The organism is Pseudomonas sp. NPDC098747 (genome assembly GCF_044760045.1).
Taxonomy (GTDB): domain Bacteria; phylum Pseudomonadota; class Gammaproteobacteria; order Pseudomonadales; family Pseudomonadaceae; genus Aquipseudomonas.
In genome coordinates, this window is sequence record NZ_JBIWAL010000003.1 from 12315 (window position 1) to 26070 (window position 13756).

A 13756-nucleotide genomic window follows, 5' to 3' on the forward strand; every position below is an offset into this window, starting at 1 on the left:
GGGAACAACTGCAATGATATTGAATAAAGTCTCGGACCTTATCGGTAATACGCCGATGTTGGGCATTGATGTTCCGGATACCAACGCCCGCCTGTTACTGAAAATTGAAAAGAACAACCCGGGGGGCAGTATCAAAGACCGCATGGCACGCAACATGGTGCTGGCCGCACTCAAATCCGGACGCCTGAAACCCGGAGGCGTGGTTGTCGAATCTTCCTCCGGCAACACCGGAATCGGCCTTGCCATGGCGGCCGTGGAGTTCGGCCTGCACTTTATCGCGGTGGTTGATCATCACGCGGCGCAAGACAAGATCGCCGTGATGAAAGCACTGGGTGCCGACATTCGTTTCGTCAAAGGCACCTATCGCGAAGATGAAGTCGCGGTGGTCGAGCGCCAGCAAATGGCGGCAGAACTGGCCAGCGAAATTCCCGGCGCCGTGTTCATGAACCAATCTGACAACGCCGCCAACGCGGGCGGCTACAGCGATTTCGTTCGCGAATCCATCGCCCAGGCAGAGGGCGGTATCGGCGCCTACGTCGGTTGCGTCGGCACCGGGGGCTCGATGACCGGCATCGCTCGCGGCCTGAAAGTGCACAACCCCAACACCGTGACCGTCGCGGTGGAACCGGCCGGTTCGATCGTCTTCGGCCATCCCGGTTATCCCTACTACCAGTCAGGCACCGGCACTCCGGCCGGTGACACCGTCGGACTGGTGCTCGACTACAGCTGCATCGACCTGGGTGTGCAGGTCACGGACTCTCAAGCGTTCGAAACAGCGCGCTATATCGCCCGCAACCTTGCGCTGTTGGTCGGGGGATCAACCGGTGGTGCGATTTTCAAGGCGCTGGAACTGATCCACAAAGGCGTATTGACCGGCAACGTGGTCGTGCCAATCGCCGACGGGGGCGAAAAATACTTGCACACCGTGTTTAACGATAAATGGCTGCAAGAACGCGACCTGATCGACCCGAGCATCGCCACCCAGCTGGATGCCTGGCTGGGCAAGACACAATGGCTGGACTCCGCTTCCACGCCGCTGCAACTGAGCGTCGCATGACCCCACTCTCACACAGGAACGCCTCTCGATGAATCTGTTGAAAGTCGCCATCTGTGGTGGCGGCAGGACCGGCCATCTCAACGCCATTGTTTTTAAACAACTGCCCAATGTTCAGGTTTCAATGCTCACCGGCAATCCGCTCGTCATCGAACATCATGCGCGCCATACACCGATGCAAGCCTTGTTGCCCGATGGCTCGACCTTGAGTGCGCGCCTGGATCGAGTGACCAGCGACGCAAAGGCTGCCGTTGAAGATGCCGACATCGTCATCATCACCGTACCGGCCCATGCCCGGCAGCAAACTCTAAAAGCCATCGCCCCGCATCTGAGCGCGAGCAAACCGGTGTACATCGGAGCGATTCCCGGGTTCTGCGGTTTCGACTGGCTGGCTGAAGCGACCCTGCCTGATCGTCCCAACGTGGTGATATGGGGCATGAAAGACGTCCCCCACACCGCGTTCGAGCTGACCCCGGGGCAATCGATCAAAATGGGCGGCGGCAAAAACCAATTGTATGTGGCGACTCACGCCAGAGAGTCGCAAACAGCGCGCCAACAGTTGCAGGCCATACTGACCACACTGTACGGATCCTGCGTGACGATGCTGGAAAACTATCTGGAAATCACCCTGACGCCGGGCAACCCGATCATGCACAGTTCGGTGATCTATGGGCTGATCGGCCCTTACGGCCAATGGCACCGCAAGATTTTCCCGCAACGCATGTGCTGGTGGACCGAGTGCCCGGAGCTGGGCGCGTACTTCCTGGAGCGCATGGATCAGGAAAGCCAGGACTTGTGTGCGGTCATCAGTCAGCGCATGGGCATCGACCTGTCCTCGGTCAAATCCCTGAAGCAGGAAATCGTCGAGGCCTACGGCGACCAGATCCGCGACCAGAGCAGCATGCTGTCGATTTTGCGCACCAACCAGGCCTACAACGACATCCTCGCGCCGATGGTGCCCGCCGCCGACAACCGCGCCGGCTACGTGATCGAACGCGAAAGCCGCGCCTTCAACGAGGACGTCGCCTATGGCCTGGTGCTACTGGTGGAAATGGCCAGACGCTTCGACCTCAAGGTGCCCTATATCGAGGAAGTGCTGCAGTGGAGCGTTGCCTACATGCAAGGCCTGCGCGACTCGGCACTCGACTACTTCCCAAGCCACTGGCCACACCCGGCAAACGCCGCCGCTTGATCTCATTAATTCAATTTTCGACGAGCAGACCGCTGATATGGATGACTTCAAGACACTGATCGCCTACTCCCGCAAAAACGCCATGCGACGGTTGATACGCTGCCTTTTCGCGGACAACATCCTCGACCGTTCTGCCTTGAGCTTTTCGGTCGAGGGCAGCCAGGCCACTTTTCCACTCAAGGACGGCCGCGCCCACCTGGCCTTTTCCGACATCACCCAAGGCCCGGCCGACACCGTGGTCAACGAGGGTGACGTGGTGCTGGTCACCGATGAAGGCGTACGCCAAGTCATCACCAGCCACCAAGACCTGCTCGATGTGCTGCGCGACAGCTTCGACTTTGCGCCCACCGACGAAGGTGTGGCCGGGCTCAAGGCCGACATGGAAAACAGCCTGACCAACGACGCCCACGCCCGGCAACATCGCCAGCAATGGAACGCGCGGCTGCAACAGGCCGTCAGGGATCAGGGCCTCGACAGCTTCACCGACTACCTGCGACAGCACGCCAACACCAAGGACGCCGCGATTCTGCTCGACCAGTGGGGTTCGCTGGAAGGCCATCCGTATTACCCGACGTGGAAGGCGCGCCCGGGCCTCACTGATGAGGAAGTCGAGCAACTGTCGCCCGAGTTCAACGCGCAGGTACCACTGCGAATCGCTGCGTTGCGCGCGGACAACGCAAAAAGCGAAAGCATGCCTCACGTCACCCATTATCACGACTGGTTTGCCAGCCATTTCCCGGTGCAATGGGAACAATGGAAAGCCTCGCTTAACAGCAAGGGTCTGGACGAAAACCAGTGGCTGCCATTGCCGATTCACAGTTGGCACTTGCAGGCCTATGTGCTGGAAACCTTCGCGGCGGAAATCGAAGAAGGCATCCTGATCACCGACGGCCCTGACATGGCGAGCCTGCCGACCATGTCGTACCGCACGATGATGCCGGTGCTGGACCAATCCGCGCCGTTGATCAAACTGCCGATTGCCGTGTGGATGACCAGCGAATTGCGCAGCCTGCAAGCCAAGTCGATTCACATGGGGCCGCGCATCAGTACGGTGATTACGAAGATTCTGCAGGCGGAAAACGGCTTCGATCAGCGTCTGGAAATCTTCCCGGAGGAAATCGGCGTGCGTTATAAAAACGCGGTCACGCAAGACGATCACCCCGGGCGTCATCTGTCCGTGGTCTATCGCGCCAGTGCGCCGGCGTTCGACCGCAACGACGATTGCCTGCCGATTACCGTGGCGTCGTTGTTTACCCGCTTGCCGGGTAACGGGCGTCCGTTGTTCACCGATCTGATCGAGCGTGATGGCGTGCGGGCCAATGCCGTGCAGGTTGAAAACTGGTTCCGCGACTACGCCAAAGTGGTCACCCACCCGGTGGTCGCGATCTACCTGCTTTATGGCATCGGCCTGGAAGCGCACCAGCAAAACACCATGGTGCTGTTCTCCCCCGATGGCAAAGCACGTAGTCTGCTGATCCGCGATTTTGGCGATGGCCGCACGTACGCGCCACTGTTGGAAGGACGCGGCTACAGCCTGGCGCCGCATGTGCAGCCAGGTATTCTGCCGACGGTGTTTGCAGGCGATATCGAACCGGTGCGCTCGTTCGTCCTCGGCGCGACATTCCTCACCCACCTGCACGAAATTGCCCTGTGGCTGACCAAGGAATACGGTTTGAACAACACGCGGCTGTGGCAGATATTGCGCGAGGAAACCGACCTTGCCTTCGACGCCGTGCGCAACCGAGTCGAGCCCGCGCTGTGGAAAACCGAGCACAAAGCGTTCGTTGAAGATCCATGGCCGACCCGCTCGTTGTTGCGCATGCACTTGATGCAGTACACCAACTATCGTTTGCAACACACTTTGACCAACCCGCTCGCCAGCGTTTAACCGAGGCTGTCTCATGTCCCATGCAGGTGTCATCCAGGGTTCGAGAGTACGAATCCTGATTTATCTTCTATTTGCGATCCAGCTGGTGTCCATGGGCGCGATGGAGATGAGCGGGCCGTTCTGGCCCGTCCATCTGCGTGGGCTGACGTCCTCGGAGTCGGTCTTCAGCTTCGCCAGCATCGCCGTTTATGTCGGGCCGATGCTTGGCATTATTCTGACCAGTGCATTCTGGGGCCGTATCGGCGATCGATACGGCCACAAGTTGATGATGATCCGCGCCCTCGCCGGCTTGTCATTGACCCAGCTTGGGCTGGCCCTCTTCAGCGACATCTGGGTCATTCTGATCCTGCGTTTTCTGCAAGGCGCCTTCGCTGGCTACATCGCCCCGGCGCAGGCTTATGGCGTCAGTATCGAAGCCCCTTCGCGGCGAGCCCGGCTATTCGCGATCCTGCAAATCTCGACCAACGTGGGGTCGTTGCTGGGCGCAGTCGTCGGCGGGTTGATCCTCGATTACGCGACGTTCTTCTGGATCAACATCACCGCCTCGGTATTGTGTGCGGTGTGCACCGTGATCGCGGCCGTGACCCTGCCCGATGTACCGCCGGTAAAGAAAGCACCGATGGCCGACAAGGCAGCGCCTGCCCGCCGTTCAGGCCATATCTGGCAAGGGTCGCCGTTACTGTCGCTGCTCGGCGTGATGGGCATTCTGCTGTTGGCGCGAATGCTCCCGCAAACCTCGTTTTCGCTGTACGTCAGCTCGGTGTTCGACGTCAGCAACTCGGTGGTCGGCCTGTGCTACGGCTTGCTGGCGCTGGGTTTCATTCTTTCGGCCACGGCGTGGTCGCGCTATTTCGAACACCGCAGTCAACAGGACACCCTGCACCGCATGACCTACGTGGTTATCGGCTGCATCGCCCTCGCCGCTGTGGCTGGGGTCACGCGTAATCCGGTGGTGTTTGTCATCGCCTACTTCATTTGGGGCGCGCTGCTGGGCGCGACCACTCCGGTGCTGATGGCGCTGATTTCGAAAACCGCTGACAGCTCGAAACAGGGCCATGTGCTGGGCATTGCCCAAGGCACGGCGCAATTCGCCTCGATTGCCGGCATCTCGGCGGGTGGCTTGCTCAGCCAGGTCTACGGTTTGCAGTACACCTATCTGTTTGTTTGCCTGGCCTACGTTGTGGCGCTGATCCCGATTGTCGCGTTGCGTTACTGGCCTGCGGTGATGCAACCGAGTCATGCCCCTCCCGGGGATTGAGCAAGGAGTCTGACTTTGAACATCGAACAACTGCGCGCCGATACGCCTGCGGTCGCGCAACTGATCCACTTCAACAATGCTGGCGCGGCGCTGATGCCTGCGCCGGTGATCGAGACCATGACCCGTCACATTCAGCTCGAAGCCAGCCTCGGCGGCTATGAAGCGGCCGGGCAACAGTCGGCCGAGCTGGAAAACGTCTACGCCGCTATCGGTCGCCTGATCAACGCCGGGGCCGATGAAATTGCCGTGATCGAAAACGCGACCCGCGCCTGGGACATGGCGTTCTATTCGTTGCCGTTGCAATCGGGCGATGTGGTACTGACCTCGACCACCGAATACGCCGGCAACTACATCCCCTATCTGCAACTGAAGCAGCAGCGCGGCATTGAAATCCGCGTTATTCCCAACGATGAACACGGCCAGGTCTCGCTTTCGGCGCTCAAGGACATGTTGGCTGATGATCGCATTGCCCTGATCTCTTTGCCGGTGATCGCCACCAACGGCGGGCCGGTGCAGCCCATCGAGCAGATCGGCGCCCTCGCCCGCGCCGCCGGCGTGCTGTTTCTGCTCGATGCTTGCCAGGGTGTAGGGCAAATGCCCATCGACGTGCAGAAGATCGGTTGTCATATGCTTGCCGCCACCAGCCGCAAATACCTGCGTGGACCGCGCGGGATGGGATTTTTGTATGTCGAAAGATCTCTGTGCCAGAGCCTGGAGCCGGCATTTCTCGATCTGCATGCAGCGTCTTTGCTGACATCCGACGCCTACAAGATCCGCGCCGATGCACGCCGTTTCGAGAACTGGGAATGCAACGTGGCCGCGAAGCTCGGCCTCGGTGCAGCGGTCGAATACGCGCTGGCGCAGGGCATCGAGCCAATGTGGCAACGCATTCAACAGCTGGCCAGTTACATGCGTCAGCGACTGGCGCAGATACCCGGCGTCACCGTGCGAGACCAGGGGATTGAGCAGTCCGGCATCGTCACATTCACTCACCGGAACAGCAGCGCCGAGCAGGTTCAAGCGTTTCTGGCAGGCCAGACAAAACGCATCAATGTCAGCACCTCGACATTGCGCTCGACCCTGCTCGACATGCAACAGCGGGACTTGCTGGAGGTTAACCGAGCCTCAATCCACGCGTACAACACCGAGGCGGAAATCGACACGATGATCACTGCGCTGCGCCTTCTGCCGTGAGACTGAAAAGGACAACAATCGGCGCTTGCGTCGCAGCCAGTTTGTAAACTAGCATTGGGAATACTTCTCAATTGCATGAAAATCTGCAGCCATGAGCGAATCCCTTTCCGCGAATAATGACAATCACCTGCGCGCGATCGAAGCCTTGTACAGCGGTCATCACGGCTGGCTGTACGCGACGCTGAGGAAAAAACTGGGTAACGCCATGGATGCAGCGGATCTGGCGCAGGACACCTTCACCCGCATTCTCGCTTCCCGGGTGACTGTCATCGAACAACCGCGCGCTTATCTGAGCTGCGTGGCCAAAGGCATTCTGGTCAACTGGTATCAGCGCAAGGCGCTGGAACGTGCCTACCTGGACGCTCTCGCCCATGTGCCGGCCCCGGAGGTGCCTTCGCCGGAGTCACGCTTCATGATCCTCGAGACCCTGCACGAAATCGACGCGATGCTCGACGCCCTGCCGCCGCAGGTCAAACGCGCGTTCCTGCTGTCGCAAATCAGCGGCCTGAAATACGACGACATCGCCGAGCAACTGGGCGTCTCGCTGATCACCGTCAAACGCTACATGAAGCAAGCCTTCGTGCAGTGCCTGTTGCTGGTGGAGTGAATGCTGACTCGCCGCAAGGAGCCGAACCTCGATCACCAGGCACTGGAAGAAGCCGCAGACTGGTTGATCCGTCTGAGTGAAAGCGAACTCAGTGACACCGAACGGGCCGAGTGGGAATGCTGGAAAGTCAGCTCCCCTGAACGCGGCCGCGCGTGGGCCCGTGCGCAGTTGTTGCAGACCAAACTGGGCGGCTTGCCGCCGTCACTGGCGATGTCGGCACTTGATCGACCAAGCAGCCCGGAGCGGCGCGCGGCACTGGGCAAGCTGGCGATGATTCTGGCGATCTTGCCGGCCGGTTGGGGCAGCTGGAAACTGGCCGAATCTCAGCAATGGGCAGCCGACTATCACACCACCGTCGGTCAGCAACGCGAACTGACGTTGGCCGATGGCTCAAAAATCACCCTCAACACCGATACCGCCATCGACGTGCTGTTCGACGCCAATCAACGGCTGATTCATCTGCGTGAAGGCGAAATACTGGTGCAGACCGCGCCGGACATTTCGCCCATGCCCCGGCCATTTCTGGTCAGCACCCGCCAGGGTCGAATGCAGGCGCTGGGCACGCGTTTCACCGTTCGCGAACTGCAACCACGCACCCACCTTGCGGTGCTCGAAGGCGCAGTGAGAGTCGAACTGGCGGAGAATCATCAGGGCACACCATTGATCGTCAATGCCGGCCAACGCACGGACTTTTCATCGCGCACCTTTGGCCAGGTCAGCGTGGCCGACCGCTATGTCGGCGCCTGGAGCCAAGGCATGCTGATGGCCGACAAAATGCGTCTGGCCGACTTTGTTGCCGAACTGACGCGCTACCGCCGCGGCTTCGTACGCCTCGACCCGGCGATTGCCGATCTGCGCATTTCCGGCGCCTATCCCATCAGCGACAGTCAGCGCACGTTGAGCATGCTGGCGCAAACCTACCCTATTCTGGTCAGCGGCCATTTGAATGGCTTCTGGGTGATGCTCTCTCCTGCCTGAGGCAAAAAATTTGCCGTACCGGTGATACTTTTTTTGCGCTCGACTGGCTATTAGGCAGAAGAACCTTTTCGTCCTGTTCATAGGCTCATCTTTCCATGCTCGCTGCACGCCTCCTGCGTCCGGATCGTCAGTTCAAACCAGTTATTCGCAGTGCGTTGCTAAGCCTTGTCCTGATCGGTGCCGTTTGCCCGTTTGCCTTGGCCGTCGTGCCTGCGCAACTGGATGCTGTCGCGGTTCGTGCCTACAACATTCCTGCCGGATCACTTGGCGCAACTCTGTCGAGTTTTGCCGTGGATGCCGGCATTGCCCTGTCGTTCGAGCCGGCTTTGACCGAGGGCCTGAGCAGCCCGGCGTTGGTCGGTAACTTCTCCACTCAGGAGGCCGTCGATCGCTTGCTGCAAGGCAGTGGTCTGGACATGGTATTGCGCAGCGATGGCAGCTACACGCTGGCGCAGCGCCGGGTCTCGCTGGATGAAACGGCCATCATCGGCACCGACAAACGCACCGAAGCCCTGCTGCCGGTGTATGCCGGTGGCCAGGTCGCCAACGGCGGGCGTCTGGGCATTCTCGGTAATACCGACGTGATGGACGCGCCCTTCAGCGTCAGCACTTACACCTCGACGCTGATCAAGGATCAACAGGCGGTTACCGTCGGTGATGTGCTGGAGCGCGATTCATCGGTGCGCTCCACCGGCCAGACCGGGGGTATCGTCGACTCGTTCTTCATCCGTGGCTTTCCCGTCGGTGAAGGCAATCTCGGTGAACTGGCATTTGACGGCGTCTATGGCGTGGCGCCCAACTACCGGGTATTTACCGAATACGCCGAGCGTATCGAACTGGTCAAAGGCCCCGGTGCCCTGCTCTATGGCATGTCGCCCAACAGCGCGGTCGGCGGCGTTATCAACGTCGTGCCCAAGCGCTCGCTCGATGAGGATCTGACCCGGTTCACCGCCAGTTACGCCATGAATTCGCAGCTCGGTGGCCACATCGATGTCAGTCGGCGCTTTGGCGAGGATCGCCGGTTCGGTGTGCGCATCAACGGCAGCACCCAACTGGGCGACACGGCAATCGACGATCAATCGCGCCACGTCGATATAGGTGCAATGTCCCTCGATTATCAGGGCGAACGCTTGCGCACCACCTTCGATTGGCTCAGCCAGAAAGAAAGCTTCGACGCCGCCTCGCGGCCATTCTTGATCGCCTCGGGTGTGGACATTCCTTCAGCCGCCAACGGGCGCACCAACGTCAGCCAGGACTGGGGTTGGTCGCAGACCCGCGACAAGTCAGCGCTGCTCAGCGGTGAGTACGACCTCAGCGACGCATTGACCGTGTTCGCCCATGCCGGCGGCGGCAAATCGGACGTCGCGCGGATGTCCGACCAGACGCCAACCATCATCAACGCCGCTGGCGATACGTCCTCGACTCCCGGTTACTACAAGTTCGAAGTCCAGCGTTACACCGTAGACGCGGGGGCGCGCCTGCGTTTCGATACCGGGCCGATCACTCACCGGACAACGCTGCAGGTCAGTCGTTATCGCGATTTGTTGTCCCGGGGGGTCATTTCCGGCTCGCCGATTCTGTCCAACCTCTATCACCCGGTGGACCGCCCAAAACCCTACATCGCCAAGCCGGACACACCCAAAGTGTCTGAGAGTGAACTGACCGGCGTGGCCCTGGCCGACACGTTGTCGGTGCTGGATGACCGGGTTCAAATGACGTTGGGTGTGCGCAAACAGAACATTCAGTCCGACAACTACAACGCGTCCGGCGTGGTCACCACCTCGTATGACGACGGCCGGGTCACGCCACTGTTCGGCGCGGTGATCAAACCCTGGGATCACGTTTCGATCTACTACAACTACCTCGAAGGACTGAGCAAGGGTGACATCGCGCCCTCCACCGCCACCAATGCCGGCGAGATCTTTGCCCCTTATGTCTCGCGCCAGCACGAACTTGGGGTCAAGGCCGACTACGGAACCTTCACCTCGACCCTCGCGCTGTTTCAAATCACCAAACCCAGTGGCGAGCTGACCTCCGGGGTGTTTTCGATACAGGGTGAACAGCGCAACCGTGGGCTGGAGCTGAACGTGTTCGGCGAAGTCAGGCCGGGCACTCGCCTGCTCGGTGGCGTGACCCTGCTCAATGCCGAACTGAGCAAAACCGCGGTCGCCGCCAACCACGGCAATAAACCGGTCGGCGTGCCGGAGGTTCAGGCCAATCTCTGGGCCGAATGGGACACCTTATGGGTTGAAGGCCTGACGCTGACCGGCGGCGCGATCCATACCGGGAGCCAGTATGTGAACCAGGCCAACACGCAGGAACTGGATGACTGGACCCGCTTCGATGTCGGCGCCCGCTACACCACCCGCATCGAAGATCGACCGACCACGTTCCGCGCCACCGTGCAGAACGTGTTCGACCACGAATACTGGTCGGGCGTTGCCTCTTATGGCGCGTTTTCCCAGGGCTCACCGCGCACCTTATTACTGTCGGCGACTGTCGATTTCTGAAACGTTCAGCCGGTCGGCGATGCATGCCAATGACCGAACTGACCTTTGCAAAGGCTTTGACCATGGTGATTTTTGATCGACGCAGCCTCGCTTTTGCTGCGCTGTTACTGGCAGGACTTTTGAGCCTGACCTCCCTCGCACCGCGCAGCGCCCACGCTGGCGAGGCAGATACCGCGCGCACCGAGGTGACCGATCTGTTGGGGCGCAAGGTCAAGGTTCATTTGCCAGTCAGGAGGGTGATTCTCGGCGAAGGTCGGCAGCTCTATCTGGTCGCCACCCTCGACACGCAAAACCCGATCGAACGGATCGTCGGCTGGCGCAAGGACATGATCCAGTCGGACCCGGACACCTATAACGCGTACCTGCGCAAATTCCCCGACATCGCCAAAATCCCTACCTTCGGCGGTTTTGAGGACGGCACCTTCGACATCGAACAGGCGATCTCGCAGCGTCCGGACGTGATCATCCTCAACGTTGAGGCGCAGCACGCCACGGAAGATGCGCGTTACATCGAGAAGCTCGACGCGTTGGGCATTCCGGTGGTGTACGTCGATTTTCGCAATAACCCGATGCAGAACACAGAGCCGACCATGCGCCTGTTTGGCAAGTTGTTCGGCAAAGAGCAACGCGCGGAAGACTTTATTGATTTTCGCAACCAGCAGATCCATCGCGTCACCGATGTGATCGAGAAAAACCATCCGCCTCGCCCCAGTGTGTTCATCGAGCGCATCGGCGGCTACACCGATGATTGCTGCCTGAGTTTCGGCAACGAGAATTTTGGTCTGTTCGTCGACATGGCCGGTGGCAACAACATCGCCCGGCGCATCATTGCGACCACGTTCGGCCAGTTGAACCCCGAACAAGTCATCGTCTCCAATCCGGACCATGTGGTGGTCACCTCCGCCAATTGGGAAGCCTTTGCGCCCGGTGGCCATTGGATCGGTGTCGGTCCCGGCGCGGACATGACCGAGGCCCGAAAAAAACTCGCGTGGTTCACCCAACGTCCGGCCTACGCGGGGATCAAGGCCCAGCAAACACAAGCCTTCCACGCCATCTGGCATCAGTTTTACAACAGTCCTTATCAGTTCGTCGCTATTCAGCAATTGGCCAAATGGTTCCACCCCGAGCTGTTTGCCGATCTCGATCCGGACGCCTCATTCCGTGAACTGCACGAGCGCTTCCTGCCGGTGCCTTATGAATCGGGCTACTTCGTCAGCCTGCGCAAACCCGAGGTCAAACCGTGAGTTCGTTGACCGATGCTGTGGTCGTGCAGCGCGAAACCTATCGACGGCTGGTGCTGCGTAAACGCCTGATCCTCGCCGGACTTGTGTTTCTGTTGCTATGCAGCGTGTTGCTCGACCTGGCATTGGGGCCGGCGAGTTACAGTTTCAGCGAAGTGCTCGGCGCACTGTTTTCGCCGGACAGCGCTTCGCCGCAAGTGCGCGTGGTGATGTGGGACATCCGCCTGCCAGTGGCGCTAATGGCGGTAGCCGTGGGCGCCGCGTTGTCGCTGGCTGGCGCGCAGATGCAGACGATCCTCAACAATCCGCTGGCCAGTCCGTTCACCTTGGGTATCTCTGCTGCCGCCAGTTTCGGTGCCGCGTTGGGATTGGCCTTCGGTGTCGCGCTATTTCCGCTGGCGGCGCAATTCATGGTGCCGCTCAACGCGTTCATCATGGCCATGCTTTCGGCGCTGTTGATTCACTTCCTGAGCATGCGTCGCGGCGTCACCGCCGAAACCATTGTGCTGCTCGGCATCGCGCTGGTGTTTACCTTCAACGCGCTGTTGGCGCTGGTGCAGTTCTTCGCCACCGAACAAGCCGTGGCCGCGGTGGTGTTCTGGACCATGGGCAGTCTGACCAAAGCCACCTGGCCGAAGCTTGGAATCGTCTGCCTGATCATTCTCATCACCCTGCCGATATTCGCCAAACGCGCCTGGGCGCTCACCGCACTGCGACTGGGCGACGACAAGGCCGCGAGTTTCGGCATCAACGTCCGCAGCCTGCGCTTTCAGACGCTGATCATGGTCAGCCTGCTCGCCTCGTTTCCGGTGGCCTTCGTCGGCACCATTGGCTTCATCGGCCTGGTCGGCCCGCACATCGCCCGCATGCTGATCGGTGAAGACCAGCGCTTCTTTCTCCCAGCCTCGTTACTGACCGGCGCGTTAATTCTGTCGGCCAGCTCCGTGGTCAGCAAAACCCTGATACCCGGCGCAATATTCCCGATTGGCGTAGTGACCTCGCTGATCGGCGTGCCGTTCTTCATTTCTCTGATTCTGGGCGGGAAGAAAAACTCATGGTGAAGCTGCAGTTGGAGAACCTAGGCGCCCGCTACGGCCAGCGCGAGATCATCCGCGATGTCTCGACGGCGATGTTTTTCGGCGGTCAGGTGGTCGCTGTGGTCGGGCCTAACGCCGCCGGCAAATCGACGCTGTTCAAGCGCATGGCAGGGCTGATCGACGGCCCCGGCCAAGTCATATTGCAGGATTCAAAGAAGGGTCCGACGGGCATCAGCTACATGCCCCAGGGCTTGAACGCCAGCGCCCGTTTGACGGTTTACGAATCAGTGCTGCTGGCGCGCAAACAGCTGACACCCGGCTGGGTGGTTCACGATGATGAGTTGAAACTGGTCGATGAGATTCTCGCCGCACTGGGCATTAGCACTTTGTCGTTCCGTAATCTCGGTGAACTCAGCGGCGGGCAGCAACAGTTAGTGTCCATCGCGCAAACGCTCGTGCGCGAACCGGAAATCCTGCTGATGGACGAGCCGACCAGCGCCCTCGACATGCATCGGCAGGTGCAGGTACTCAACTTCATGCGCAGCCTGGCCCGCAAGCGGGAGGTGATTGTGTTCATCGCCATCCATGACCTGAACCAGGCACTGCGTTTTGCCGATCAGGTGCTGGTCATCGCCGATGGCACCGCGCAAGGCAGTGGTCCGAGCAACGAGGTGATCACCGAACAGATGTTGCGCAACGTCTACAAGGTCGAGGCCCGTATCGAGCAATGCAGTCGCGGCCTGCATCACATTCTGATCGACGACATCGTTTAAAAGTCTCGATGGTGAAATATTGCG

11 protein-coding genes are annotated in these 13756 nt (G+C 59.9%); all 11 read left to right on the plus strand.

Annotation, left to right across the window (positions count from 1 at the left end):
- Positions 1 to 13: 13 nt before the first annotated feature.
- Positions 14 to 1057 carry a PLP-dependent cysteine synthase family protein gene (locus tag ACIQVE_RS02185; protein ID WP_402804077.1) on the plus strand — a complete coding sequence of 348 codons (1044 nt, stop codon included), beginning with the start codon at positions 14 to 16 and terminating at the stop codon, positions 1055 to 1057.
- A gap of 28 nt (positions 1058 to 1085) precedes the next feature.
- Positions 1086 to 2246 (plus strand): NAD/NADP octopine/nopaline dehydrogenase family protein, encoded by a 1161-nt coding sequence (locus ACIQVE_RS02190; RefSeq protein ID WP_402804079.1) that lies wholly within the window; start codon positions 1086 to 1088, stop codon positions 2244 to 2246.
- A 37-nt stretch (positions 2247 to 2283) separates the two neighbouring features.
- The gene (locus tag ACIQVE_RS02195) at positions 2284 to 4134 is read left to right on the plus strand and encodes an IucA/IucC family protein (protein WP_402804081.1); all 1851 of its coding nucleotides are present in this window, start codon (positions 2284 to 2286) and stop codon (positions 4132 to 4134) included.
- A gap of 13 nt (positions 4135 to 4147) precedes the next feature.
- Positions 4148 to 5392, plus strand: a complete 1245-nt coding sequence (locus tag ACIQVE_RS02200) for an MFS transporter (RefSeq protein WP_402804083.1) — start codon at positions 4148 to 4150, stop codon at positions 5390 to 5392.
- Between the two features lie 15 nt (positions 5393 to 5407).
- A complete protein-coding gene (locus ACIQVE_RS02205; RefSeq protein WP_402804085.1) occupies positions 5408 to 6586 on the plus strand; it encodes an aminotransferase class V-fold PLP-dependent enzyme in 1179 nt (392 codons plus the stop codon).
- 91 nt (positions 6587 to 6677) lie between these two features.
- Entirely contained in the window at positions 6678 to 7193 is a 516-nt protein-coding gene (locus ACIQVE_RS02210) for a sigma-70 family RNA polymerase sigma factor (protein WP_402804087.1), read from the plus strand.
- A complete protein-coding gene (locus tag ACIQVE_RS02215) occupies positions 7194 to 8171 on the plus strand; it encodes a FecR domain-containing protein (RefSeq protein WP_402804089.1) in 978 nt (325 codons plus the stop codon).
- Between the two features lie 95 nt (positions 8172 to 8266).
- Entirely contained in the window at positions 8267 to 10681 is a 2415-nt protein-coding gene (locus tag ACIQVE_RS02220; protein ID WP_402804092.1) for a TonB-dependent siderophore receptor, read from the plus strand.
- A gap of 62 nt (positions 10682 to 10743) precedes the next feature.
- A complete protein-coding gene (locus tag ACIQVE_RS02225) occupies positions 10744 to 11925 on the plus strand; it encodes an ABC transporter substrate-binding protein (protein ID WP_402804511.1) in 1182 nt (393 codons plus the stop codon).
- Positions 11922 to 12983 carry a FecCD family ABC transporter permease gene (locus ACIQVE_RS02230; protein ID WP_402804094.1) on the plus strand — a complete coding sequence of 354 codons (1062 nt, stop codon included), beginning with the start codon at positions 11922 to 11924 and terminating at the stop codon, positions 12981 to 12983. The genes ACIQVE_RS02225 and ACIQVE_RS02230 overlap by 4 nt, the downstream gene beginning before the upstream one ends.
- Positions 12977 to 13732 carry an ABC transporter ATP-binding protein gene (locus ACIQVE_RS02235; protein ID WP_402804096.1) on the plus strand — a complete coding sequence of 252 codons (756 nt, stop codon included), beginning with the start codon at positions 12977 to 12979 and terminating at the stop codon, positions 13730 to 13732. Before ACIQVE_RS02230 ends, ACIQVE_RS02235 begins: the two co-directional genes overlap by 7 nt.
- Positions 13733 to 13756 lie beyond the last annotated feature (24 nt).

What these genes read in the sequence shown, in the direction of transcription:
- ACIQVE_RS02185 (WP_402804077.1), top strand. Translation starts at nt 14, where the DNA reads ATGATATTGAATAAAGTCTCGGACCTTATCGGTAATACGCCGATGTTG.
- ACIQVE_RS02190 (WP_402804079.1), top strand. Translation starts at nt 1,086, where the DNA reads ATGAATCTGTTGAAAGTCGCCATCTGTGGTGGCGGCAGGACCGGCCAT.
- ACIQVE_RS02195 (WP_402804081.1), top strand. Translation starts at nt 2,284, where the DNA reads ATGGATGACTTCAAGACACTGATCGCCTACTCCCGCAAAAACGCCATG.
- ACIQVE_RS02200 (WP_402804083.1), top strand. Translation starts at nt 4,148, where the DNA reads ATGTCCCATGCAGGTGTCATCCAGGGTTCGAGAGTACGAATCCTGATT.
- ACIQVE_RS02210 (WP_402804087.1), top strand. Translation starts at nt 6,678, where the DNA reads ATGAGCGAATCCCTTTCCGCGAATAATGACAATCACCTGCGCGCGATC.
- ACIQVE_RS02215 (WP_402804089.1), top strand. Translation starts at nt 7,194, where the DNA reads ATGCTGACTCGCCGCAAGGAGCCGAACCTCGATCACCAGGCACTGGAA.
- ACIQVE_RS02220 (WP_402804092.1), top strand. Translation starts at nt 8,267, where the DNA reads ATGCTCGCTGCACGCCTCCTGCGTCCGGATCGTCAGTTCAAACCAGTT.
- ACIQVE_RS02225 (WP_402804511.1), top strand. Translation starts at nt 10,744, where the DNA reads ATGGTGATTTTTGATCGACGCAGCCTCGCTTTTGCTGCGCTGTTACTG.
- ACIQVE_RS02235 (WP_402804096.1), top strand. Translation starts at nt 12,977, where the DNA reads ATGGTGAAGCTGCAGTTGGAGAACCTAGGCGCCCGCTACGGCCAGCGC.